This is a genomic window from Bacillus sp. SH5-2, from assembly GCF_008368905.1.
In the GTDB taxonomy this organism is placed as follows: domain Bacteria; phylum Bacillota; class Bacilli; order Bacillales; family Bacillaceae_G; genus Bacillus_A; species Bacillus_A luti.
Genome location: NZ_QOSD01000041.1, coordinates 1 through 24579, shown reverse-complemented (window position 1 = coordinate 24579; position 24579 = coordinate 1). Strand labels below are relative to the sequence as shown.

Annotated in this window: 24 protein-coding genes, 3 pseudogenes and 1 other annotated feature; of the genes and pseudogenes, 17 read left to right on the top strand and 10 right to left on the bottom strand. The window is 37.5% G+C overall.

Translation table 11 applies throughout. From position 1 onward, the window contains the following. Positions 1 to 7: 7 nt before the first annotated feature. From DN410_RS27280 to mnmL, 3 genes are all read right to left on the bottom strand, one after another. Positions 8 to 841 (bottom strand): ABC transporter ATP-binding protein, encoded by an 834-nt coding sequence (locus tag DN410_RS27280; protein WP_149178794.1) that lies wholly within the window; start codon positions 839 to 841, stop codon positions 8 to 10. Between the two features lie 197 nt (positions 842 to 1038). Further along, positions 1039 to 1611: a tRNA 5-(aminomethyl)-2-thiouridylate-methyltransferase MnmM gene (gene mnmM, locus DN410_RS27270; RefSeq protein ID WP_149178793.1), complete on the bottom strand. Its 573-nt coding sequence runs from the start codon at positions 1609 to 1611 to the stop codon at positions 1039 to 1041. Next, positions 1608 to 2567, bottom strand: a complete 960-nt coding sequence (mnmL, locus tag DN410_RS27265) for a tRNA modification radical SAM protein MnmL/YtqA (protein WP_000868033.1) — start codon at positions 2565 to 2567, stop codon at positions 1608 to 1610. The genes mnmM and mnmL overlap by 4 nt, the downstream gene beginning before the upstream one ends. 111 nt (positions 2568 to 2678) lie before the next feature. On the opposite strand from mnmL, the gene DN410_RS27260 reads away from it, so the two are divergent. The 5 genes and pseudogenes from DN410_RS27260 (at position 2679) to DN410_RS27240 (ending at position 6116) form a co-directional block, all read left to right on the top strand. Next, on the top strand, positions 2679 to 2942 hold the full coding sequence (locus DN410_RS27260) for a YtzC family protein (RefSeq protein ID WP_000840865.1): 264 nt from the start codon (positions 2679 to 2681) through the stop codon (positions 2940 to 2942). A gap of 15 nt (positions 2943 to 2957) precedes the next feature. Further along, positions 2958 to 3107 carry a hypothetical protein gene (locus DN410_RS27255; protein WP_001129344.1) on the top strand — a complete coding sequence of 50 codons (150 nt, stop codon included), beginning with the start codon at positions 2958 to 2960 and terminating at the stop codon, positions 3105 to 3107. 25 nt (positions 3108 to 3132) lie between these two features. Next, positions 3133 to 3246 (top strand): annotated as a pseudogene (locus DN410_RS27250) (DUF418 domain-containing protein); the annotation flags it as partial. A gap of 231 nt (positions 3247 to 3477) precedes the next feature. Next, positions 3478 to 4239 carry an ABC transporter ATP-binding protein gene (locus DN410_RS27245; RefSeq protein WP_000165846.1) on the top strand — a complete coding sequence of 254 codons (762 nt, stop codon included), beginning with the start codon at positions 3478 to 3480 and terminating at the stop codon, positions 4237 to 4239. Positions 4240 to 4256: 17 nt separating this feature from the next. Continuing rightward, positions 4257 to 6116: an FtsX-like permease family protein gene (locus DN410_RS27240; protein ID WP_149178792.1), complete on the top strand. Its 1860-nt coding sequence runs from the start codon at positions 4257 to 4259 to the stop codon at positions 6114 to 6116. 36 nt (positions 6117 to 6152) lie between these two features. On the opposite strand, the gene DN410_RS27235 is transcribed toward DN410_RS27240, so the two are convergent. Beyond that, positions 6153 to 6512: a winged helix-turn-helix transcriptional regulator gene (locus DN410_RS27235; RefSeq protein ID WP_149178791.1), complete on the bottom strand. Its 360-nt coding sequence runs from the start codon at positions 6510 to 6512 to the stop codon at positions 6153 to 6155. A gap of 121 nt (positions 6513 to 6633) precedes the next feature. Between DN410_RS27235 and DN410_RS27230 the strand changes: the two genes are divergently transcribed. From DN410_RS27230 to DN410_RS27195, 7 genes are all read left to right on the top strand, one after another. After that, complete coding sequence (locus DN410_RS27230) at positions 6634 to 7356, top strand: SDR family oxidoreductase (RefSeq protein ID WP_149178790.1); 723 nt, start codon at positions 6634 to 6636, stop codon at positions 7354 to 7356. A 367-nt stretch (positions 7357 to 7723) separates the two neighbouring features. Continuing rightward, positions 7724 to 8290, top strand: coding sequence for a tyrosine-type recombinase/integrase (locus DN410_RS27220; RefSeq protein ID WP_149178789.1), 567 nt, complete (start codon positions 7724 to 7726; stop codon positions 8288 to 8290). Positions 8291 to 8324: 34 nt separating this feature from the next. Next, the gene (locus tag DN410_RS27215) at positions 8325 to 8822 is read left to right on the top strand and encodes a cation:proton antiporter regulatory subunit (protein WP_149178788.1); all 498 of its coding nucleotides are present in this window, start codon (positions 8325 to 8327) and stop codon (positions 8820 to 8822) included. 3 nt (positions 8823 to 8825) lie between these two features. Then, positions 8826 to 10049 (top strand): cation:proton antiporter, encoded by a 1224-nt coding sequence (locus DN410_RS27210; RefSeq protein ID WP_149178787.1) that lies wholly within the window; start codon positions 8826 to 8828, stop codon positions 10047 to 10049. 336 nt (positions 10050 to 10385) lie between these two features. Continuing rightward, positions 10386 to 11579, top strand: coding sequence for an MDR family MFS transporter (locus DN410_RS27205; RefSeq protein ID WP_149178786.1), 1194 nt, complete (start codon positions 10386 to 10388; stop codon positions 11577 to 11579). A 187-nt stretch (positions 11580 to 11766) separates the two neighbouring features. Continuing rightward, positions 11767 to 11986: a binding site (T-box leader), on the top strand. A gap of 65 nt (positions 11987 to 12051) precedes the next feature. Continuing rightward, positions 12052 to 14460, top strand: coding sequence for a leucine--tRNA ligase (gene leuS / locus DN410_RS27200; protein WP_149178785.1), 2409 nt, complete (start codon positions 12052 to 12054; stop codon positions 14458 to 14460). Between the two features lie 257 nt (positions 14461 to 14717). Beyond that, entirely contained in the window at positions 14718 to 15710 is a 993-nt protein-coding gene (locus tag DN410_RS27195) for a hypothetical protein (protein WP_149178784.1), read from the top strand. A gap of 44 nt (positions 15711 to 15754) precedes the next feature. Here DN410_RS27195 and DN410_RS27190 read toward each other — a convergent pair whose 3' ends face one another. The 5 genes and pseudogenes from DN410_RS27190 to DN410_RS27170 form a co-directional block, all read right to left on the bottom strand. Further along, positions 15755 to 16177, bottom strand: coding sequence for a pyrophosphohydrolase domain-containing protein (locus DN410_RS27190; RefSeq protein WP_149178783.1), 423 nt, complete (start codon positions 16175 to 16177; stop codon positions 15755 to 15757). Between the two features lie 97 nt (positions 16178 to 16274). After that, positions 16275 to 16460 carry a hypothetical protein gene (locus DN410_RS27185; protein WP_000038464.1) on the bottom strand — a complete coding sequence of 62 codons (186 nt, stop codon included), beginning with the start codon at positions 16458 to 16460 and terminating at the stop codon, positions 16275 to 16277. A gap of 90 nt (positions 16461 to 16550) precedes the next feature. Next, a complete protein-coding gene (gene gerHC / locus DN410_RS27180) occupies positions 16551 to 17636 on the bottom strand; it encodes a spore germination protein GerHC (protein ID WP_149178782.1) in 1086 nt (361 codons plus the stop codon). Further along, entirely contained in the window at positions 17606 to 18706 is a 1101-nt protein-coding gene (locus tag DN410_RS27175; RefSeq protein ID WP_149178781.1) for a spore germination protein, read from the bottom strand. The genes gerHC and DN410_RS27175 overlap by 31 nt, the downstream gene beginning before the upstream one ends. A gap of 16 nt (positions 18707 to 18722) precedes the next feature. Then, positions 18723 to 20761 (bottom strand): annotated as a pseudogene (locus tag DN410_RS27170) (spore germination protein). A 152-nt stretch (positions 20762 to 20913) separates the two neighbouring features. Here DN410_RS27170 and DN410_RS27165 point away from each other — a divergent pair. Beyond that, positions 20914 to 22038 carry a homoserine O-acetyltransferase family protein gene (locus DN410_RS27165; protein ID WP_149178780.1) on the top strand — a complete coding sequence of 375 codons (1125 nt, stop codon included), beginning with the start codon at positions 20914 to 20916 and terminating at the stop codon, positions 22036 to 22038. A 49-nt stretch (positions 22039 to 22087) separates the two neighbouring features. Here the strand turns inward: DN410_RS27165 and DN410_RS27160 are convergent, their stop codons facing one another. Further along, a complete protein-coding gene (locus DN410_RS27160; protein ID WP_149178779.1) occupies positions 22088 to 22270 on the bottom strand; it encodes a hypothetical protein in 183 nt (60 codons plus the stop codon). A gap of 199 nt (positions 22271 to 22469) precedes the next feature. Between DN410_RS27160 and DN410_RS27155 the strand changes: the two genes are divergently transcribed. The 4 genes and pseudogenes from DN410_RS27155 to DN410_RS27140 form a co-directional block, all read left to right on the top strand. Continuing rightward, complete coding sequence (locus DN410_RS27155) at positions 22470 to 22775, top strand: rhodanese-like domain-containing protein (protein ID WP_149178778.1); 306 nt, start codon at positions 22470 to 22472, stop codon at positions 22773 to 22775. A gap of 77 nt (positions 22776 to 22852) precedes the next feature. Continuing rightward, positions 22853 to 23074 carry a spore germination protein gene (locus tag DN410_RS27150; protein ID WP_149178777.1) on the top strand — a complete coding sequence of 74 codons (222 nt, stop codon included), beginning with the start codon at positions 22853 to 22855 and terminating at the stop codon, positions 23072 to 23074. Between the two features lie 23 nt (positions 23075 to 23097). Then, positions 23098 to 23421, top strand: coding sequence for a hypothetical protein (locus DN410_RS27145; protein WP_149178776.1), 324 nt, complete (start codon positions 23098 to 23100; stop codon positions 23419 to 23421). A gap of 172 nt (positions 23422 to 23593) precedes the next feature. Next, positions 23594 to 24579, top strand: a pseudogene (locus tag DN410_RS27140) (collagen-like protein); the annotation flags it as partial.

Here is a 24579-nt window from a genome sequence, read left to right as displayed (position 1 = left end):
TTTCGATTTAAAAGTTAGGTTGTAGCAGTGTGATAGATGCTTTTTTATGTAATAAAAACTGAAGTATGTCGTTTGTATATTCTTTTTCGATTTGTAATTGAATAAGGTTTTGATTTGAATGGTGTGCAACGTGTATAAAACCGGATTGCTTTTGTAGTTCTATCGCTGAAAATGTTTCGTGAACGATTGCTTCAATATAGACTTGTTCTGCCCCTTTTTGTACAAAAGTATCTGCTGTGATTGTATGATTTGCTAACGTCACAATTCTATCGGCGAAGTTTTCTAATAGTTGTTTTTCATGACATGTGAAGAGTATAGATATACCTTGTTGTTTTAATGAGAGTAAAATATGTTCTAATTCTTGCTGAGAGTTAGGATCGAGCCCAGAAAGCGGTTCGTCTAAAATTAATAAATGTACGTCCGTAAGTAATGCTTGCATAATGCCTGTTTTTTGTTTCATACCTTTTGAAAAGTTTCGTACAACGGAATGCCTTGCATGATGTAAGTGAAAAGACTCAAGGAGCATCGGAATTTTATTTTTTAAATATTTTGTTGATAAACCGTGAATGTGGCCGAGATGATATAGATAATCCTCTAATGTAAAACGGATCCCTTCAGGAAAATGTTCAGGTACATAGCCAATTTGTATATGTTCTTTTCTTTGAAGTGCCCCTGCCGTAGGTGAAATAAAACCTGCAATTATTTTGAGTAGAGTACTTTTTCCAGTCCCGTTCCCGCCAACAATGGCGAGCGCTTCTCCTTCTGGAATGGATAAATCAATGTTGTCTAGTATAAGTGATTTGCCATACTTCTTTTGAATTCTCCTTAGTTCTACTAGCAAAGTTCTATCCTTCTTTCTTTAAATAGTGTATATATCCATTATATAGGAGAATAACGAAAAGACGTGCAGTGAGTGCACGTCTTTTTTTGTTATCTTTTGTCGATAAGTCGATATGTTGTGTCGAATCGTCGATATATCGAAAAAATCGTTGATATATTTTAAGTTACGATAGATATAATTGAAAAATCGTCGATATATTATCGCTTCTCAATCGCCACAATAAATGGCGGGTTATTTTGCTGGTTAATGAAGCCGTATCGCAGTACGTGAGCTTGTTTTTGGTCTAGTTCTTCAGCAAATGTAAGCACAGCGTCGCGTTCTACTTGTCCTTCTGGGTGTCCGTGGTAAATAACAAGGACGATGATACCTTCAGGTGCCATTACATCTAATAATTGTTCGATCGCTGAAATTGTTGAGTTCGATTTTGTAACGATATGCTTGTCTCCGCCTGGAAGGTAACCTAAGTTGAAAATTGCGCCTGTTACTTTTCCTTTTGCATCTTCTGGTAATACGGATAGAAGTGTATCGTGACTATCGTGAACTAAAACAGTACGTTCGAAAAGCTCTTTTTCTTTTAGACGAGTTGTTGAGCTTTCAATTGCCTCTTTTTGAATATCAAATCCAAATACTTTTCCGTTATCTCCAACGATTTCAGCTAGGAAGCAAGTGTCATGCCCATTGCCTAAAGTTGCGTCTATAGCATAATCGCCTTCTTTTACTGCCGTTTGCAAGAGAGCGCGAGCAAACGGTAATACACGTTCTAATTTCATTTTTGTTTCTCCTCATTTGCATATTTTCCTTGCCAGCTTCCGCGGCGCACAAATTCTGCATCGATGGAATTTAATACTTCCCATTTATTTAAGCTCCACATTGGACCAATCATTAAATCAGGTGGACCGTCACCTGTGATGCGGTGCACAATTACGTCTTCTGGAATAATTTCAAGTTGGTCAACAACGAGACTTACGTAATCCTCAAGAGAAAGGAACTCGAGTTGTCCTTTTTCATATTGTTTCACCATTGGCGTTCCTTTTAATAAATGAAGTAAGTGGATTTTAATTCCTTGTACATCAAGCTTCGCTACTTCACGAGCTGTCTCCATCATCATGTCGTAATCTTCAAGTGGAAGACCGTTAATAATATGAGAGCAAACTCGAATACCATGCTTGCGTAATTTATTTACACCTTCCACATAAGACGGATAATCGTGAGCGCGATTAATAAGGTTTGCAGTACGTTCATGAACAGTTTGTAATCCGAGTTCAACCCAAAGATACGTACGTTTATTTAAGTCCGCTAAATATTCAACGACATCGTCCGGTAAACAATCTGGACGAGTTGCGATAGAAAGACCGACAACGTCTTTTTCTGCTAGAAGCGGTTCGAATTTTTCTTTTAACACTTCAAGTGGTGCGTGTGTATTTGTGTACGCCTGAAAATAAGCGATACATTTTCCATCTTTCCACTTTGAACGCATTTTTTCTTTCATTTCATGATATTGCGTTATAACATCATCGCGGCGATCGCCAGCGAAGTCACCAGATCCAGCAGCACTGCAAAATGTACAACCGCCATAAGCAACTGTACCGTCACGGTTCGGGCAATCGAAGCCAGCGTCTAATGAAACTTTAAAGATTTTTTCACCAAATTCATTTCGTAAATGGTAATTCCATGTATGATAACGTTTATTGTCGTTTGTATATGGAAAAGGGTTTTGAACCTTCATTACTTTCCCTCCTAAGCCGAGTCAAAATGAAACAAAATCCATTATAACATACTCATAAGGTTCATATGGAAGGGACACACTAAAGGGGAATTGAAGCAAGGAGGGACAATTATGGCAGAGCGTCAATCACTTGAATCGTATATTACACAAGCGGAACAAGCGGTGGAATATGCGAAAGAACAATTAGACCTTGGTATGAGACAAGAGCATTACAATACGATGGAGTATTCAGATGCGCAGTTACAATTAGAACAAGCGTATAACGATTTACAAACGATGCAACAACATGCGAATGATGAGCAACGTGAGCAGTTAAATAGAGCACGTATGGCAATTCGCCAATTGCAACATCAAATGATTATTACACCGCACTAATAAGGAGTGAATGTAATGGCGAAACGTTCAGATCAAAATAACCCAGAACAAAAAACGCAAAATGGACATAACGCTGAGTTTTCGAATGAGCTTGATCCAGTGGTTCAAGTGAAACAGCGTAACAGTAAAAAGGGACAACCTCAAAAATCGAAACAATCAGAGTAGACCAGGTCGCAATATGACCTGGTTTTATGCAATTCAAATTGTGTTTAGCGTCATTTGGATGAAAATCTTTAAAATGGGTCCATTAGAATGGATTTGGCGTGTTATTACGTATTGGACGGTAACACCTTTAAAGAAATAAAGAGAGAAGTGGGCTGTTCCTTTTGTGGAGCAGCCCATTTTTTATTGTCATCTTTTTCGGTAAGTCGATATTACTTGTCGAATCGCTAATAAAATTTCATTTACCAATGAACCTTACACACTCACCTTTTTATCTTACAAAAGTGTAAGGTAATTGTAATGTTAACAAATAGCAGTTCCCTTCCAAAAGGCGCAAAATAGGTAATGGAAAAACAAGCGTAGGAGGATATATATGACGAAACCAGTTGTAGACGTGAAAAACGTTCAAAAAGTGTACGGTAAAAAAGGTGAGAATCAATCACACGCATTAAAAGGTGTTTCATTCTCAATTCAAGAGGGTGAGTTTGTCGGAATTATGGGACCATCTGGTTCTGGTAAAACGACATTATTAAATGTAATTTCAACGTTAGATAAAGCAACAGGCGGCGTTGTTGAAATTGCGGGTACGGATATTACGAAAATGAAGCAAGGTGAGCTTTCAGATTTCCGCTCACAAAAGTTAGGATTCATCTTCCAAGATTTTAACTTATTAGAGAACTTATCTATTTACGAAAACATTGCACTTCCACTATCTCTTCAAGGTGTCTCGTCACGGAATATTGGACCGAAAGTAGAAAAGGTAGCAGATATGTTAGGCATTTCAGCAATTCTTCAAAAGTATCCATCTGAAGTATCTGGTGGACAAAAGCAACGTTCAGCAGCAGCACGTGCGTTAGTGCATGAACCTGCAATTATTTTAGGGGACGAGCCAACAGGAGCGCTTGATTCTAAAAATGCAACGAGTTTACTTGATGCGATGACAAATTTAAATAAAGATCAAGGCGTATCTATTATGATGGTTACACATGATCCTTACAGTGCAAGTTATTGTCAGCGTATTTTATTCATTCAAGATGGTGAGCTATATAAAGAGATTCACCGCGGTGGTACGCGTGAAGAGTTCTATAAAGAAATTTTAGATGTACTTGCAGATTTAGGTACACAAAAAGCGTAAGAAAGGAGATATAGAGCATGTTATTCAAACTTTCCATGTCAGGGCTAAAGAGTAAGCTAAAAGATTACATCGTCTTACTTGTTGGTCTTGTCATGTCGATTTCAATTTTTTATATGTTTCAAACGTTAGCACTGAATAAAGCGTTTATCGAATCTAACTCAGTTATTCAATCAATTGGATTTGTATTCCAAGCAGGTTCATTTTTACTAGCCATTATAACGTTCTTCTATATTTTATATGCGAACTCTTTCTTATTATCTCTTCGTCAAAAAGAGTTTGGTATGTATATGATGTTAGGAGCAAAAAAGCATAAAGTTACATTACTTATGTTTATCGAAACAATCGTATTAGGCGCTGCATCTCTTGCGATTGGTATTACAGTTGGTGTAGGACTTGCAGAAGGTATTGGTCAGTTATTAATGAAACAATTAGAATTTGCTGGTGAAGGTTATAAAGCATTTTATCTGCCATCTATGACTGTTACTTGTATCTTCTTCTTTGCACTATTTGTATTATCAGCAATTATGAACAGTATTAAGTTATCACGTATTTCTGTACTGCAACTTGTACATGCAGATGCACAAACAGAACGTGTTGCGGTAAAAGGAAAAATGACAGGTTTAGTCGCATTCCTTGCGGTAATTTTATTAGGAATGGGCTATGCATCAATGATTTACATGGAAAAACTAAGAGAAATGGGAATCCTTATTGCATTAATTACAACAACAGCTGGTACTTACATGCTATTTGGATCACTTCTTCCGGTCTTTATTAAAAAGTTAAAAAGTAATAAAAAGCGTAGTGAAAAAGGACTTAACGCTTTTACATTTGCACAATTAAACTTCCGTATTAATAGCTTAACAAAGGTGCTTGCGACAGTAGCGATGTTAGTTGCTCTTGGAGCTGGTGCAATTTCAGGTGGTATGGCGTTTAAAAATAACGTTATAAAAATGGTTGATGGTTTCGTAATATATGATTCAGTAGTTCATAATCCAACAGCTGAAGAAAAGAAAATTTTAGACGGTATTACATTTAAAGAGAAAAGCGAATACCGTTACAAAGTTGATGATAAATACGTTTATTATGTAAAAGAGGATTTAGAGAAAAATCGTCCTTTAGTAAAAGATATGACAAATATGAAGTCGATGAAGGATTTAGTGAATACGAAGAAAGTTTCAGCGGATCTGCCAGTAGGTGCAGTTTCTAGAGAAATGAATGAAAAAGATGCGAATGCTAAAGCACTTCCAGAAGAATGGGACGAGGCTTTCAGAACAATCCAGCCATTCTACGTACATGAAGATCATGCAATTAAAATTGTTGATCAAAAAATGTACGATACTGTAAATGGTAAAGAAGGAATCGTATTTACTGGAAAAACAGATGATTTTGAAGCACACACAAAAGAATGGAAAAAGCTTGACGAGTTGCAACTAGATAAATATAAAAATATACAAGCTGAAAGATTAGATAGTAAATATCAAGCTTACGACATGTTCTACGGCGTTGCGAGCGGAACGGTGTTTATGGGATTCTTCCTTGGAATTGCATTTTTAGCAATGATGGCAAGTTGTTTAATGTTTAAAATTCTTTCTGGTGCATCAAAAGATATTACGCGTTATCAAATGCTTCGTAAAATCGGTGTGCGCCGTGAATTATTAACGAAATCAATTTATAAAGAGTTATTCTTAGTATTCCTATTCCCTGCAATTGTAGGTATCGCTCACGTATTAGTAGGTATGAATATTTTCGGATTTATTTTAATCGATCCGTACTTCCGTATTTGGGTGCCAATCGTAATTTTCGTAGTTATTTACACGGTTTATTACTTCATTACCGTTCAATTGTATAAAGGAATTGTTCTTCCGAAAGAAGATTAATATAAAAAATACCGGGCACAGGATGCTCGGTATTTTTTATGATTCCATATATTCATCACATAACACACGTTGTAAATCTTTCTTATCAACATGCGTTAAACCCCAGTCACAAATCATGTCCAGTAATGGAATAAGAGATAACCCCTTATTGGTTAACGAATATTCAACGCGGGGAGGGACCTCTGGATATACAGTACGTTGAATTAATTCGTCATTTTCTAAATCTCTTAATTGGTTTGTTAACGTTTTATGAGATATGTCTTTTATATATCTTTGCAACTCTCCAAATCTTTTTTGCGGTTTTTCGTATAGCTCATATAAAATCATTACTTTCCATTTCCCCTGGATAATTTGTAATGTCGCATCAAATTCATTTAAATATTTTTTTGGAGTCAATCCAATCACCTCCTTAAAAGGTACCTTGAGGTTACTAAAGGAAAACAAGGTGCGTACTTTTTTATATTCATGTTCAATTGTAAACTGACGTTACAAGAAATACAAAAGGAGTGACGTTTTAATGAAACGGGGATTTATTGTGATTACAGGTGCTTCTTCAGGAATTGGGGCAGCGACTGCAAAATTATTTATAGAAAAAAGATATAATGTCTTAGTAATTGCAAGGAGAGCAAATCTTTTAGATCAATTTACTGGTGATAATGTTATGAAGGCTGTTGTAGATGTAACAAATAAGGTAGCATTGGAACAAGCTATTTCAGAGGCGAAATTTAAATTTGGCCCAGTAGAGGCAATTATTAATAATGCTGGTCGGATGTTATTAGGTGATATTGCTGTGCAAGATTATAAGGAATGGAAAGAGATGTATGATGTAAATGTACTAGGGGTTTTAAATGGTATGCAAGCAGTCCTTCCGTCTATGATAGAACGAGAAACTGGTACGATTATTAATATAAGTTCAATTGCTGGAAAGAAAACGTTCGGAGACCATGCGGCGTATGTCGGTACAAAATTCGCTGTTCATGCAATGAGTGAAAATGTTCGTAAAGAAGTTTCTAAACATAACGTTCGTGTTATTACAATTGCACCAGGTGTTGTAGAGACAGAATTACTAAGTCATACTTCAAATGAGCAGATAAAAGAAAACTATGTATCGTGGAAAGATTCGATTCAGGGTGGATTAAATCCGAATACAGTTGCTGAAACAATTTATTTTGTATTTAACCAACCTCAAAATGTAAATATAAGAGAAGTAGTATTAGCACCAACAAAACAAGAAGCATAAAAAAACCGAGCGAAACTGCTCGGTTTTTATTATTTTCAGAAAAAACACTTTAATGTTACTGAAATATATAATATAATGTAAATAAGTAACATAATATAGAAGTAGAAGTAGAAGTAGAAGTAGAAGCAGAAGCAGCTGGAAAATGAAAGGAGAAATCCGATCTGTAGAAAGAGGCTGAACTTGTATCCCCCTATTATTCCTATCCCCACTGGATTTGCACAATTATAAATTTCCAAATGAAGAATTTTCGGACCTAAAAGTATATTGTAGAAATAATGGATAATACATGGAAATCTCATAGCGTGATAAGGTAAAATGGACAACATGATGAGAAAATTACCGTTCATAAGATGAGGAGAATACATGTATGGAAGTTGTAGAGGCATTAAAAGATATAAGCCAAATTGAGGCTATGAAAAAGTATTTAAAAGAGCACTCGCAGCGAGATTATCTTTTATTTGTTATTGGAATTAACACAGGATTAAAGATTACTGAGCTACTTAGTATGAAATTTGAAGATGTATTACATGAAGATGGAACTGTTAAAGAGTTTTATTCTCTTCCTGTGAAAGATGAAAAATTTAAACAAGATATTTATTTAAATACAAAAGTAAAAGAAGCGCTGTTAGATTACGCACAATCTATTGATGTGAAAAGAGAAAACTACGTATTTCAATCTAATAAAACGACAAATTCAATTACGCGCCAACAAGCGTATCGTGTAATTCATAGTGCTGCGGAAGCAGTTGGAATTGTTGGGAAGATTGGAACGAACTCAATGAGAAAAACCTTTGGGTTTCATGCGTACAAAAGAGGAATAGCGATTGCACTATTGCAAAAACATTTTCACCATGCAACACCTTCAGAGACATTGAAGTATTTGGGAATCTCAAAAGATGAAGAATTTAAAACGGAGATTGATGTAGATTTATAAAAGCCGTAACTAAAAACTTTAGGAGGCGGAAAATATGAATATTAGAGAAAGTGAGCTTCCGGGCATTGGTTGTAAGTTTGAAGTAATTACAAAAGGTAATGAAAAAATGGTTATCGTTATTCATGATGATGGAAGAAGAGAAATGTATCATTTTGATGCGGATCATGATGAGAGTATTTCAAGCATTTCTCTTCGCGATTCTGAAGCGAGACAAATTGCGGCTATATTAGGCGGAATGGTGTATAGGCCACAAGCTTTAGATACAATTGAAATGGCTTTTGAAGGATTATCCATTGAATGGTTTAAAGTAGAAAATAACGCACCAGTTGTACAAAAAACAATTGGTAGTTTAAGTGTTCGAAAAACATATAACGTAACAATTATTGCTATTTTGAAAAAGAATATGAAGAAATTTTTCAATCCCGGACCAGATTCAATCATTGATGCTGGTGACATGCTCGTATTATCGGGTGAAAGGCATGAGGTAAAAAGAATTATTAAGGAGTTACTTTCAGCTGGAGGTGACTCATAATCGATGAATACTTTAGTCTTTGAAGTTGGAACTGCGTTAGTATTAGTCGCTTTTGCAGCTATTCTCGCTGCAAAGTTAAAGTTCTCGATTATTCCGTTCCTCATTATACTCGGTATGCTAGTAGGGCCTCATGCCCCAGATTTAGGGCTTATCGATTTAAGATTTATTGAAAGTGGAGAAGTTATTTCCTTCCTCGGCCGTATTGGCGTCATCTTCCTCTTATTTTACCTAGGATTAGAATTCTCAATAAAAAAATTAATTAAATCAGGAAAGTCGATTGCTTTTGGGGGAACCGTTCATATATCACTTAATTTTATATTAGGTTTACTTTACGGATATATAATGGGTTTCCCCTTATTAGAAACATTAATCATTGCTGGAATCATAACAATTTCATCAAGTGCAATTGTCGCAAAAGTAATTGTTGATTTAAGAAGATCTGGTAATAAAGAGACTGAATTAATATTAGGAATCATTATGTTTGATGATATTTTTTTAGCTGTATATTTATCAGTCGTTTCAGGGTTAGTACTCGGTGGTGCCACATCATTTGTAGGTGCTCTTACATCGGTTTTAATCGCAGTAGGGTATATGCTACTATTCTTTGTAATCGCTAGAAAAGCTACGCCGTTCTTAAATAAAATATTAGATATTTCGTCCAATGAAATTTTTATTATCGTAATATTCGCTATTCTATTCTTTGTAGCAGGATTTTCAGAGACGATTCATGTTGCTGAGGCCATTGGAGCTTTATTGTTAGGACTTGTCTTTTCAGAAACGGAGCATAGCGATCGAATTGAGAAGCTCGTCATCCCATTCCGTGATTTCTTTGGAGCCATATTCTTTTTCAGTTTCGGTTTAAGTATAGATCCGTTTTCGCTTGGTGGAGCAGTGTGGTTGGCATTAGGAGCAGTTTTTATTACGCTCATCGGTAATTTTACAGCGGGAATGCTCGCGGGCCGTAAAGCTAGTTTATCCCATAAAGCTTCCACAAATATTGGATTAACTCTCGTATCACGCGGAGAATTTTCTATTATTGTAGCCAATATCGGCATTGCTGGTGGCTTAATGGCAACGATTAAGCCGTTCTCTGCACTGTACGTTTTAATATTGGCATCGTTAGGACCGTTGTTAACGAAGGAGTCTGGAAGGATATATTCCTTGCTAGATAAAATGTTTAAATGGAGCGCGAAAGAACATGCAAAGCGAGAAAAAGAAGTTGGATAATAGAGAAATAAGAGGCTGCATATCAGTTCATGCAGCCTCTTATTTTTCTATATTGTTACTGTTGTCGTTTTTTGTCGGTAAGTCGATATATTTTAATAATCGCTGATATATTTCGAGTTGCGCCGATATATTTTGATAATCGCTGATATATTTCGAGTTGCGCCGATATATTCTAATAATCGCTGATATAATCCAAGCGGCAATCAATATAATTTCATTTACCGAGAAACCATTATCTGAATTTCATCAACTATTAATCAGTTGCCTTCCTATTTAAAAACGACTACAATTTTACTGTTATAGATGAACGAAAAAAATAGAATAGGAGGGGAGACTATGCCAAGGAAAGTATGGCTATTAGTAGCTGGGATGATTATTAATGTCACGGGTGCTTCTTTTTTATGGCCTTTTAATACAATTTATTTGCATGATCACCTAGGAAAATCTTTATCTGTGGCCGGAATGGTATTAATGATCAACTCGCTTACTGGTGTAATCGGAAACTTGCTCGGCGGTGTTTTATTTGATAAATGGGGCGGTTATAAATCAACTTTAGTAGGGATTGTTATTACACTCGTATCGATTTTAGGTCTTGTGTTCTTCCACGGTTGGCCGTTATATGTTGTGTGGCTAGCATTAATCGGCTTTGGTTCTGGAATGGTCTTCCCATCGATGTATGCGATGGTTGGTACGGTTTGGCCAGAGGGCGGAAGACGAGCATTTAATGCGATGTATGTTGGACAAAATGTTGGTATTGCGATCGGAACAGCGTGTGGTGGTTTAGTTGCGTCGTATCGTTTTGATTATATTTTCTTAGCGAACTTTATTTTATACTTTGTTTTCTTCTTAATCGCTTTTATTGGATTCCGTGGTATGGAAGACAAAAAAGAGCCAGGAGTACAAAAAGAAGTCGAAACAGAAAAAGGGTGGACGCTTACACCGGGATTCAAAGCACTTCTTATTGTGTGTGTAGCATATGCTTTATGCTGGGTTACATACGTACAGTGGCAAGGGGCAATTGCAACACATATGCAAGAATTAAACATTAGTCTTCGTCACTATAGTTTATTATGGACGATAAACGGAGCGATGATTGTTTGTGCGCAGCCATTAGTTAGTATGCTAATTCGCTGGATGAAGCGTTCTTTAAAACAACAAATTATGATTGGAATCGTCATTTTTGCGGCGTCATTCATTGTGTTAAGTCAAGCGCAGCAATTTACGATGTTCCTCGTTGCGATGGTGACATTAACGATTGGTGAATTATTCGTATGGCCAGCAGTTCCGACGATTGCAAATATACTTGCGCCAAAAGATAAGTTAGGGTTTTATCAAGGTGTTGTAAATAGTGCGGCGACTGTAGGGAAAATGTTCGGACCGGTCGTTGGCGGAGCGATTGTTGATTTATACAATATGGAAGTATTGTTTATAGCAATCATGGTAATGCTTGTAGTAGCGCTTATAGCAACGAGCATGTATGATAAACGAGTAAAAGTAGAAGAAACAGTTGAAGAAAAAATTGCAGTTTAGTTTGACGGAACATGTAACATGTTTTAGAATATATTTAAATAAAACAACCTTTGGAACAAGGGAGATAGCTCGGCTGTCTAAAGACGAATTCGTTAGTTATTAAGAGTAACGATTAACCGAGAAGCCCCGCTTTAAGTAAGCTCTTAAGAGATACGAGGCGGAGGGTAGTTCGCATTAACTCATATTTGTAATAACAGTGAGAAGGAGTAGTAGTAATAGAAGCTGGTTTAGAGAGTTGACGGTCGGTGCAAGTCAATCCACGTTTCGTTATGAACTCGCCTTTGAGTTGCAGTTGTGAAACTAATAGTAGCAATTGCCGTTAATCCACGTTACGGATCTAAGCGAATGTATATTTGTACATTAATTTAGGGTGGTACCGCGGGAATCTATAACCTCTCGTCCCTTTCTAGGGATGAGAGGTTTTTTGTATTTTGGGCGGTGAAAATAAATAGAATTTCAAGGAGGGTATCTCATGAGCTTTAATCATCAAGATATTGAGAAAAAGTGGCAAGGGTACTGGGAAGAGAATAAAACATTCCGTACGCCAGATGAGACAGAAAAACCAAAATTTTATGCACTAGATATGTTCCCATATCCATCAGGTGCAGGCCTACACGTAGGACATCCAGAAGGTTATACAGCGACAGATATTTTATCTCGTATGAAGCGTATGCAAGGATATAACGTTCTTCATCCAATGGGATGGGATGCATTCGGTCTTCCAGCAGAGCAATATGCACTTGATACTGGAAACAGCCCAGCAGAATTTACAGAGCATAATATTAATACGTTCCGTAACCAAATTAAATCATTAGGTTTCTCTTACGATTGGGACCGTGAAGTAAATACAACAGATCCAAACTACTACAAGTGGACACAATGGATCTTCCTAAAACTATTTGAAAAAGGCTTAGCTTACGTGGATGAAGTACCTGTAAACTGGTGCCCAGCACTTGGTACAGTACTTGCAAACGAAGAAATCATTGACGGTAAGAGTGAGCGTGGTGGACATCCAGTTGAACGTCGTCCGATGAGACAGTGGATGTTAAAAATTACAGCTTACGGAGATCGTCTATTAGAAGATCTAGATGAGCTTGATTGGCCAGAAAGCTTAAAAGATATGCAACGTAACTGGATCGGTCGTTCTGAAGGTGCAGAAGTACACTTCAACATCGATGGTACAGACGAGAAATTCACAGTTTTCACAACGCGTCCTGATACATTATTCGGTGCAAGCTACTGTGTACTTGCTCCAGAGCATGCACTTGTTGCTGACATTACAACTGCTGAGCAAAAAGAAGCTGTAGAAGCTTACATTAATTCTGTAAAAATGAAGAGTGATTTAGAGCGTACAGAACTTGCGAAAGAGAAAACTGGTGTATTCACTGGTGCTTACGCAGTTAACCCAGTAAATGGTGAGAAATTACCAATCTGGATCGCTGATTACGTTCTTGCAACTTACGGAACAGGTGCTGTAATGGCAGTTCCAGCTCATGATGAGCGTGACTATGAATTCGCATCAACGTTCAATCTTCCAATGAAGGAAGTTGTAAAAGGCGGAGACATTACGAAAGAAGCATACACAGGTGATGGTGCACACGTAAACTCAGCATTCCTTGATGGCTTAAATAAAGAAGAAGCAATCGCAAAAATGATTGAATGGCTTGAAGTAACGAGCGCAGGAAATCAAAAAGTAACATACCGTCTACGTGACTGGTTATTCAGCCGTCAACGTTACTGGGGTGAGCCAATTCCAGTTATTCATTGGGAAGATGGCACAATGACAGCTGTGAAAGAAGAAGAATTACCATTAGTTCTTCCGAAAACAGAAAACATTCGTCCTTCAGGTACAGGTGAATCACCACTTGCTAACATTGACGAGTGGGTAAATGTTGTTGATCCTGAGACTGGTAAAAAAGGTCGTCGTGAAACGAACACAATGCCACAATGGGCTGGTAGCTGCTGGTACTACCTACGTTACATCGATCCAAACAATAGCGAAGCACTTGTAGATCCTGAAAAAGTAAAACAATGGCTTCCAGTTGATATTTATATCGGCGGAGCAGAGCACGCTGTACTTCACTTACTATATGCTCGTTTCTGGCATAAAGTATTATACGATATTGGTGTAGTTCCAACGAAAGAGCCGTTCCAACAATTATTCAACCAAGGTATGATTCTAGGTGAAAACAACGAGAAAATGAGTAAATCAAAAGGTAACGTTGTAAACCCTGATGATATCGTAGCAAGCCACGGTGCAGATACACTTCGTCTATACGAAATGTTCATGGGACCATTAGATGCTTCAATCGCTTGGTCTGAAAATGGTCTTGACGGAGCTCGTCGTTTCCTAGACCGCGTATGGCGTCTATTCGTTCAAGATAACGGTGAATTAAGTGAGAAAATTACTGATGCACCAAATAAAGAGCTTGAAAAGGCTTACCACCAAACAGTGAAGAAAGTAACAGAAGACTATGCAGAGCTTCGCTTCAACACAGCGATTTCTCAAATGATGGTATTCATCAACGATGCATACAAAGCTGAAACACTTCCGAAAGAATATGTAGAAGGTTTCGTAAAAATGATTGCACCAGTTGCGCCTCACATCGGGGAAGAACTATGGAGCAAACTTGGATACAATGAAACAATCACATATGCAAGCTGGCCAACATTTGATGAGTCTAAACTTGTAGAAGATGAAGTTGAAATCGTTGTTCAAGTTATGGGTAAAGTTCGCGCAAAACTAACAATGAGTAAAGACGCATCAAAAGAAGAAATGGAACAACTTGCACTTGAAGCAATTCAAGACCAAATTGAAGGGAAAACAGTTCGTAAAGTAATTGTGGTTCCTGGAAAACTTGTTAACGTTGTTGCAAACTAAATTATGATTATAAAAAGCTCAGAGCGTTTATGCTCTGAGCTTTTTATGTAGAAAATAATCTTCGGATCATCTTCATCTAGTTTTTCAAGTGATGCCACTTCGTATAAATCCGTTCACATTAAAAGCGTTTTTCATACTTTCATTCGATACGGTAGTTAAAGAAAAAGATGCGGAATTCCCACATAGACAAACACCTATTCTTCTGTAAGAAATATGATAAAAAAGGTAGGCTAAATTGAGAAGAAGAGGTGAAAGGAATGAAAGGGATGGACAATAATGCACCACATGGCTTCTTCGGAGGTGGATCGGATAGTTATGAACAAATGATGTTAATGGGAGGAGCGGGTCAACAAGGATATGGTGGAATTCCGAGCTGGATGGGTGGAACACCTGGAGGGTTTTCGACATCAGTAGCTGGTGTGCAAACGGGAATTCCAACATTGACAGGAGGATTCCCATCATCAGTAGCTGGAGCACAAACGGCAATTCCGACATTAGTAGGAGGCGCACAGGGAGGCGTGCCTATAGGTATGCCAACTACGTTTCCATCTTTCGTCGGAGGCGTACAAACAGGATTTCCTGTACCTGGAATAGGTGTTGTAGCAGGAGGAGTAGGTGGGTTTCCGCAAGTTGTTCATGGTCATCATGGACATCACCACCATCAAGGCCACCACGGTCATCATGGACACCATCATCACCAAGGTCAACATGGCCATCATGGTCATCATCATCACCAAGGTCAACATGGCCATCATGGTCATCATCACCACCAAGGTCAACATGGCCATCAAGGTCACCACGGTCATCAACAACAAGTACATCACCACGGACACCATCATTTACATCCACAGGCTGTTCTTTATCAAACTCACCAAGGCCATCAAGACCATCACGGTCATCAACAACAAGTACATCACCATGGACACCATCATTTACATCCACAGGCTGTTCTTTATCAAACTCACCAAGGCCATCAAGACCATCACGGTCATCAAGCTCACCACAGTCATCACGGTCAACATGGCCATCAAGGTCATCAAGGTCAACATGGTCATCACGGCCATCAAGGTCATCAAGGTCAACATGGTCATCAAGGGCAACAGCACCAACACCAACAATATCAACAGTATCAACAACAGCAACAATCTTCGCCTTGGACAGGTGGAATTGGAGCGGGAAGAGCAGGGGCAGCGGCAGGAGCGGCTAGTATTGGTGGAGCAGCAGGGCACGCGGGGCACGTGGGTCATTAATGAGCCACAGAAAAAAAGACATAATAAAAAACTGCTAGGTAATCCTAGCAGTTTTTTTCAGCTTCTTGACGTTGACGTTCGATTTCAGCACGAAGTTGTGGTTCTGGTGCTTGCCAGCCTTCTGGCTTTAGAATTTTGCCGTCGCCTTCACGGAAGCGAGGTTTCCCATCAGGGAATAGTTTTGCCATGTTAGCGTTGTTTACAATTTCAAATCCTTTATCTGGACGTACACCCATTTCTGCAAACGTTCCGAATGCAAAGTAAATAAGGTCAATAAGTGCATCGTATTGATCTTCAACAGTCGTTGCTTCTAGAAATTCTTCTAGCTCTTCTTGCATAAAGCTAGCGCGAATTTTTGCACGCTCTTCTGCTAGTTTTGTTGGGGTATTTGTCACAGGATGCCCGAATAATTCATGCATTTTCGCAACAAGTTCGTATCCTTTATCTAAACCTTTTTCGTTTGTCATGTTGTTTCATCCTTTCTCGCTTTGTGCCGAATTTCATTGTAACATAAGGTGATTATGAAATGAAAAGAACATCTTATAGAAATAAGATGTTCGCTTGTTATTCTTCTTTTTTTATTAAAATGGATAAAATAAGGTCGATGCCAAACATACCAACAAGTAGCATTGGTATAACAACAAGTAAATAACGTGTGAAGGAAACATTTTTTAAGTATGTATGAGCAAATAAAAAGACGCCGAGAAATAAAATACCATTTAAAATAGGCTTTATTAATTTTTTAGACATAAGCTCCCCCATAAATATCTTCTCTCTCTATCTAAAATAAAAACTCCTCTTTCCGTTGTATCATGCTGGAGAGAGGAGTTCAATCATTTCTCATTCAATTACACCAGAATTTGTAATATTTACTGTGTATTTGATATTAATGGGAACATCTTTGTACATTCGTCTCCATTCTTCTAATTTGAATGGGCGATAATGGTGTTTATACTTTGCCCCTAGCCCGAGAGGATCGACATTTAAAGATTTAAACTGCTTAATTAATTTGGCGGCCTGTACATCCAATTGTTTTTGTACATTTTTTTCAATGTTTTTTGTGTTTTTATTATTTTCTAAGTTAATTTGTTTCGATAGTTCTTGGATACGTGCATCGAGATGAACGTGAATAAAAAAAGAAGGCTTTCCGTTTTTAATTTTTATATCGTAAGTTGGAACAGAACGAATATTATTAATCATTACGTATGCAGAATCTGTTTTAAATTCATGTGAATCTAATTTATGTTTCTCTAATAATCCTTTAAATATGAACATATCTTTTGCCGCGATTTTACCGATATATTTATCTTTTTTAAAAAGACCAATTCCGTTGATTTTTATTTTATCACCATGTTTCTTTAGAATGGGAATATAGTAGTCTTGCCCTTCTTGATAATAACGGAATGCTCCTATATGTAGATTATCCATTGGTAAAGGACCGGTCTCCATATTATGTTCTAGCAACTTTTTTATATAAATTGCAACGTTGTATGAAGTCGAATATTTGCCTTTTAAAAGTTCAGTACCATTCCCCTCTAATAAAGCAACATATAAAGCGTTCCCTATATTCACATCTCGAAGTAATGTATCGAATGAAGTAGACATTCCTTTTTTGGCAAGTCTTATCGTATATAGGGCGACACGCATTTGTCCGCTAGCAAATGGTTGAGAAGACTCTAAAGATGTGTCTGCTTTTACTTGTTTTACCGCATTTGCAGTTCCTTCAAAAACTTGAACTTTATTTCCCTTTTTTTGAATGGGACAAACGAATGTCACTTTTACTTTTTTATCTTTTGCAACGTCAAATACGGTTCCTTGAATCAGTTGTACATCATCGATAATATTTTTTTGTAAACATCCAGTTAGACTGAATAATGTTATACAAGAAATAAGTATTAATTTGCTTGTGCTTTTGATTTTTTCCATTTTCTTTTCACCCACACAATGATAAATAGGATTGGGATGTATACATAAATGAGCCAAAAACTAACTTTTGATGCATTACTAATAAAATTGTTAATATCGTGTCTGTTTGTTAAAAGTTGTGAAACAATAAGAGTGATAAAGATAAAAGCAATTAAAATACCTCTTTGTTTTACACGAAATATTTCATGAGTTCCTCTCATTGCCGCCCATAAAGGAAGGATAAAGCTTGAAATAATAACGAGTGCATAAGCGGAAATTGCAATATATTCGAGCCTTTCTATAAATGGTAACTGAATAACTTGGGTCATAGAAAGTTGTGACCATATCGTTTTTAATAACTGTTTTTCACTAAAAAAGGAAAAGGCTAAAATGGTACTAAATAAATATAAAAGGTTTGAAAATAGTGCCCCGTATTGAGCGAATTTATGAGATTGCATAGGTTTTTTCACAAATGGATAAACCATGAGGTAAATCTCAAAACCGCTCATACTGTAGATTGACAGTTGAGCAGATTTTAAAATATCTGAAAAAGAATGTGTGAATATAGGGAGTACATTATCCCAATGTGAGTATTTCAAAACAAATAGGCTCAGAAATAAATATCCCAATGTACCACCAATAGAGATGACGCAAATACCAGTAATGACACGAAAGCCAGAAGAAATAATGTAATAGCTAACTAAGCATAAAAAGAGTGTTAACATCCAAGTTGAAGCGGTAGGAAACATCCACACTTGAATAATTTCAACATATGTTCGAATGACGGAAATACTGACGATTAAAAAATAAGCAGCAAAGATGATGTTAATGCCGTTTCCTAGCCATTTTCCAAATGTTTGCCGATGTAAATCAATTAAATTCCCATTTGTTTCTTTTAATAAAAAATACATCATCCATATAAGAATATGGATACAGATTCCTGTAATTATTACTCCCATCCAGCCGTCGTATCCAGCAGCTTTTGCGATAATTCGAGCGAATCCGAGAACGCCAGCACCAAACTGTGCACCGTGAATTAAGAAGAAAACAAAGACAGGAGATATTTGATATCTTTCTTGAACCTTACTCATCAATGCACCTCATTTCTTAATCATCAAAGTCTGATCTATGTTTTGTTGAAATTCCTTTCGCTGCTTTTTTTACATGTTGTGGCCTTGCTTGTACATCCCTTGTATCAATCATTGTTAAAGGAAAACGAATCCAAGAATCTTTAACAGATTGTTGTCTTGTTGGATAGAACAAAGCGTACGGCTTACGTAAGGAAGTAAGTCTAAATAGATGAGTAAATAAAAAGATAAATCCAAGAGAAATCCCGAAGAGGCCTCCTATTTCCGCAAAGATAAGAAATGGGAAACGTAGTAATCGAACGGCATTACCCATTTTATAAATCGGTGTAATAAAGGAAGCGAGTGCTGATAAGGCAACGATAATTAATAAAATATTACTCGTTAAACCAGCTTGTACAGATGCTTGCCCAATTACGATACCGCCTACAATACCGAGTGTCTGCCCGACTTTCATCGGTAACCTTGCACCAGCTTCTCTTAATAAATCGATTGCAAGTTCTAAGAAGAGCGCTTCAATTAAAGGTGGAAACGGTACTTGTGCTCTTGATAAAATCAATGTTTCAAGTAGGTCACTAGGAATTAATTCGTAGTGATAGTTTAAAGTGGCAACATATAATGGTGTTGCGCAAATTGAGAATAAAACAGCGATTAGCCGTAAAATTCTTGAAAATGTAGCGTATAACCAAGAGACGTTATAGTCTTCTGGTGAAATAAAGAAATCGAAATATGATACAGGTGTTAGTAAAACACTTGGAGAACCATCAACAAAAATAGCGATTTTTCCATCGATCAGTGCTTTTGTAACTCTATCAGTGCGTTCTGTATTGATATAGAGAGGGAAAATCGACTTTTCTCCCATCAATTCTTGTATATAAGCACTATCATTAATTTGATCATATTCAAGAGCACGTAAAGACTCCTCTAGAAAATCTACATTATCTTTTTCAGCAAGGTTGTCTAAATACATCATGACAACTTTTGTTTTTGAAAACTCTCCGATGATCATTTCTTTTGTTTGTAAATCTAAAACTGGAAGGCGTTTTCGAACTAAATTAATATTTGTATCAATATCCTCTACGAATCCCTCTTGAGGACCAATAACGGTCGATTCATTTAATGGAGGAGTTGGTGCACGATAATTATCAATTGCAATATTTGCGAGCATACATTTTTGATCTTGTTGATTTACTTGAACAATCGCATGCCCCTTTAAAACCATGTCCTCAATTTTTTGTAAATCATTCGTAATTGTAATGCCACTCATTGGAATATGTTCTTTCAGTTCTTCTAGTGAAGCATTAGGTCGTTCCAAAAGAGTAGGCATTAAGTATTTTTGCAATTTCTCACCATCAAGTGAAGGACGATAGTAAGAAATCCAATAAGGCATCGTTTCATCGTCAGATGTATGGTAATTAACAAAATCACTAGACTTTTTCAGCTTCTCTATTAAATTTTGTAGAGAATGAATACGGTCTTTTTTTGGTTTTGTAAAATCATAAATACTATTACTTCCAGAGCCTTGTGAATCGTTCTGCTTAGAGTTTTGCTGTTTCTCTTGAGAAGAATCATTCTGTTTAGAATTTTGCTGTTTCTCTTGAGAAGAATCATTCTGTTTAGAATTTTGCTGTTTCTCTTGAGAAGAATTGTCTTGTTTAGAATTTTGCTGTTTCTCTTGAGAAGTATCATCTTGTTTAGAGTTTTGCTGATCTTGTTGAGAATTATCCTGTTGTGAGTTTTCTCTTGAGAAGAATCGTCTTGTTTAGAATTTTGCTGCTTCTCTTGAGAAGAATCGTCTTGCTTAGAGTTTTGCTGTTTCTCTTGAGAAGAATCATCCTGTTTAGAATTTTGCTGCTTCTCTTGAGAAGAATCATTTTGCTTTTTATCCTGGGAAGAATCCTTTTGTTCCTCTTTTTTTTGCTCGCCATTGTTACCTTTATTATGTTTCATACTTCTAGTCTGCTCTTTGTTAGTATCCTCTTGTTTGTTAGGTTGCTGCTCCTGGTTATCTGTTTCGTTTGTTTTTGATTTTTTTTTCTTACGTAACCAATTCCAAATCATATGTATGCCCTCTTTAATTTTGTAATATAGTGCTATTTTGTGGCTAATTTTGTATATTATTCATTTATTTATGAAAAGAAGAAGGAGATTGGTTTGCATAGAAACAATCCTTTAGTAGGCAGTTCATACTATAGCGGGAAGAGGGCGAATCTGTGCAAATTGTAAAAAAGGAGAAGTTTATTTTAAAAGAGTTTACGTTTGAAAATGGTAGGGTAATGCCTGTCCAAATGGGATATGAGACGTATGGTACTTTAAATAGAGAAAGATCAAATGCAATTTTGGTTTGTCATTATTTTAGTGCAACAAGTCACGCGGCGGGAAAATATACAGAGAATGATGGGGAGACTGGTTGGTGGGATGGGCTCATTGGACCTGGAAAAGCAATCGATACAAATAAGTATTTTGTTATATGTACTGATAATCTTTGTAATGTACAGGTGAAGAACCCATACGTGATTACAACGGGACCGAAGTCGATTAATCCAGAAACAGGGGATGAATATGCCATGGATTTCCCTGTATTTACATTTCTTGATGTAGCTCGTATGCAATGTGGATTAATAAAAGATATGGGAATCTCAAGATTACACGCTGTAATGGGACCTTCGGCGGGGGGAATGATTGCGCAGCAATGGGCTGTTCACTATCCTCATATGGTAGAACGAATGATTGGCGTTATTACAAACCCGCAAAATCCAATTATAACGTCCGTAAATGTAGCGCAAAATGCGATTGAAGCAATACAACTAGATCCGAATTGGAAAGGCGGGAAATATGGAGAAGTACAGCCGATGAAGGGGCTTCATTTAGCAAATAGAATGATGTTTATGAATGCGTTTGATGAACATTTTTATGAAACGGCATTCTCGCGTAATAGTATAGAAATGGCGCCTTATCAAGAGTTTTCTGCATTAACATCATTTGAGAAAGAGATAGATCAAGTGACATATAGAAGTATAGAGTTAGTAGATGCAAACTCATGGATGTACACTGCGAAGGCAGTTTTATTACATGATATTGCACACGGATTTTCTTCCTTAGCGGAGGCTCTTTCTCAGATAGAGGCGAATGTACTCATGATTCCGTGTAAACAAGATTTGCTTCAGCCATCTCGTTACAATTATAAAATGGTAGACATTTTGCAAAAACAAGGGAAGTATGCGGAAGTGTATGAGATAGAAAGTATAAATGGGCATATGGCGGGGGCATTTGATATTCATTTATTTGAAAAGAAAGTTTATGAATTTTTAAATCGGAAAGTATCTAGTTTTGTGTAAGAAATAAATGATGAGGAAAAGGTGCAATGTTTGTAGTAGGCACCTTTTTTTACATGATTTGCAGACGGAAAATATAGGTAGCGATTGCTATACCGAAGAACGCTATACTAAGCAATAGAAATAAGAATGACATTTCTTGTGGCGATTTTATCTTTTTATTATTTTTCATACTGAGTGTAATAATCGCAGTGATTAAGAAAATGATGCCCATAATGAAAAGAAAAAGTGTCATTTTAACTGGCTCCTTTCATAAAACAAGTATATTGAGGATACAATGTGCGAGTTATGTTTGTAAAGAATAAGTTTTGCTAGAAAATTGAGAAATAAAATTTCGATTCTTTGCGTTCTTTCTTTCACATGCTAAAATTAATTAGGAATGGTTGTTTAAAGAAGAAGCTAAAGGTTTTATTTTATATAAGGAGGAAATACAAATGACAGAAGTTAACACAATTACTACAGAAGAAGTGCAAGAGCGTTTAGAAAATGGAGAAACGTTATTTTTAATAGATGTAAGAGAAGATGAAGAAGTAGCGGCAGGAAAGATTCCAGAAGCTGTACATATTAAAATGGGTGATATCCCACATAAAGTAGATTTCTTTGATAAAGAGAATGAATATATCTTTATTTGCCGCTCAGGAATGCGCAGTGAAAATGTATGCCATTATTTAAATGAGCAAGGATTTAAAACAGTGAACATGGTTGGCGGTATGCTTCAATATGAAGGTGAAACGAAATAGTTAATTGTTAAAAACTTGAAACGAGTCTGTTTCAAGTTTTTTTCTTTTGCATACAGTATAAAAAAGGAGGAGGGGAAATGGGGATTAACTTGCGTAAAGTAAAAATTATTAATAATACAGGAGCTGTTAATGTCGGCGACTGTTATGATATCTCACCTTTAGCGGTGGCGAAAATATATGCGGGTGCTGGAGGATCGAGTGCTGCTGTTTTTTTAAATGGGAAAAGACAGCCAGAAGCAGTGATTAGAACATCAGTATTTCTTCCGCCATTAGCGACGAGTACACGTACATTAGGTTGATAGAGGAAAGGTAGAGTGTGATTATGCCTGCTCATATAAAAGAGTTTGTTATTGTGAATAACACTGGGAATATATTTACCGGTGATAATTTAAGTGATACTTCATTTACTGCGACGAAATCGTATAGTGGTTCAATGGGATGCACTTGGATTGATGTTGTTACAGTAATAGGAACGGAGACAAAGCTTTGTTTGCAGCCGGGAGATTCTGTGACGACAACATATACACGAGGTACTCCTGCTGGTACTGTAACAGGAACAAATGCAGGGCAAGGTACAAATGTATCGGGTATAGCGCAAGCTGTCCCTAATACAGATAATATGGATTCAATTGCGGGACTCCCTTAAGGAATTAAGGGGGTTTTTATTTGGAAGAAGAGCTTATGCTACATAAAAAAGGAGTAATTGTTTTAAAAGTAGTATTGGTGACGTTGTTAGAAAATACAATTTAAGTAGAAGGCGAATTTTTATTTTAAATATATTTTATAGTTGTACTTTGCTTTTGAAGGTGGTGAAAGTAGTGGAAGGAAATGTTGGTAAATCCAAAATGCAAGGTTCGTTAAATTCCAATTTTAAGCTATCGTCAGATCTAGTTGGCCCTACTTTTCCTCCAGTGCCAACTGGAATGACAGGGATAACTGGAAGTACGGGAAACACAGGAGCAACGGGAAGTACGGGAGTAACAGGAAGCACCGGTCCGACCGGGAGCACCGGAGCAACGGGAAATACTGGTCCGACAGGAGAAACGGGAGCAACAGGAAGTACCGGTCCAACAGGAAGCACCGGAGCAACGGGAAGTACGGGAGCAACAGGAAACACCGGAGCAACAGGAGACAACGGAGTAACAGGAAATACGGGTCCAACGGGAAGTACGGGAGTGACAGGAGAAACAGGTCCAACGGGAAGTACGGGAGTGACAGGAAATACCGGACCAACCGGAAACACGGGTCCGACCGGAAGTACGGGAGTGACAGGAAATACCGGACCAACCGGAAGCACGGGTCCGACCGGAAGTACGGGAGTAACAGGAAATACGGGAGCAACAGGAAGCGCCGGAGTACCGGGAAGCACCGGAGCAACAGGAAACACGGGAGCAACGGGAAACACGGGAGCAACAGGAAGTACCGGTCCGACGGGAAGCACCGGACCAACCGGAAACACCGGACCAACCGGAAACACGGGTCCGACCGGAAGTACGGGAGTAACAGGAAATACGGGAGCAACAGGAAGCGCCGGAGCACCGGGAAGCACCGGAGCAACAGGAAACACGGGAGCAACGGGAAACACGGGAGCAACAGGAAGTACCGGTCCGACGGGAAGCACCGGACCAACAGGAAACACCGGACCAACCGGAAACACGGGTCCGACCGGAAGTACGGGAGTAACAGGAAATACGGGAGCAACAGGAAGCACCGGAGCAACGGGAAGCACCGGAGCAACGGGAAGTACGGGAGCAACGGGAAGTACCGGAGTAACAGGAAATACGGGAGCAACAGGAAGTACGGG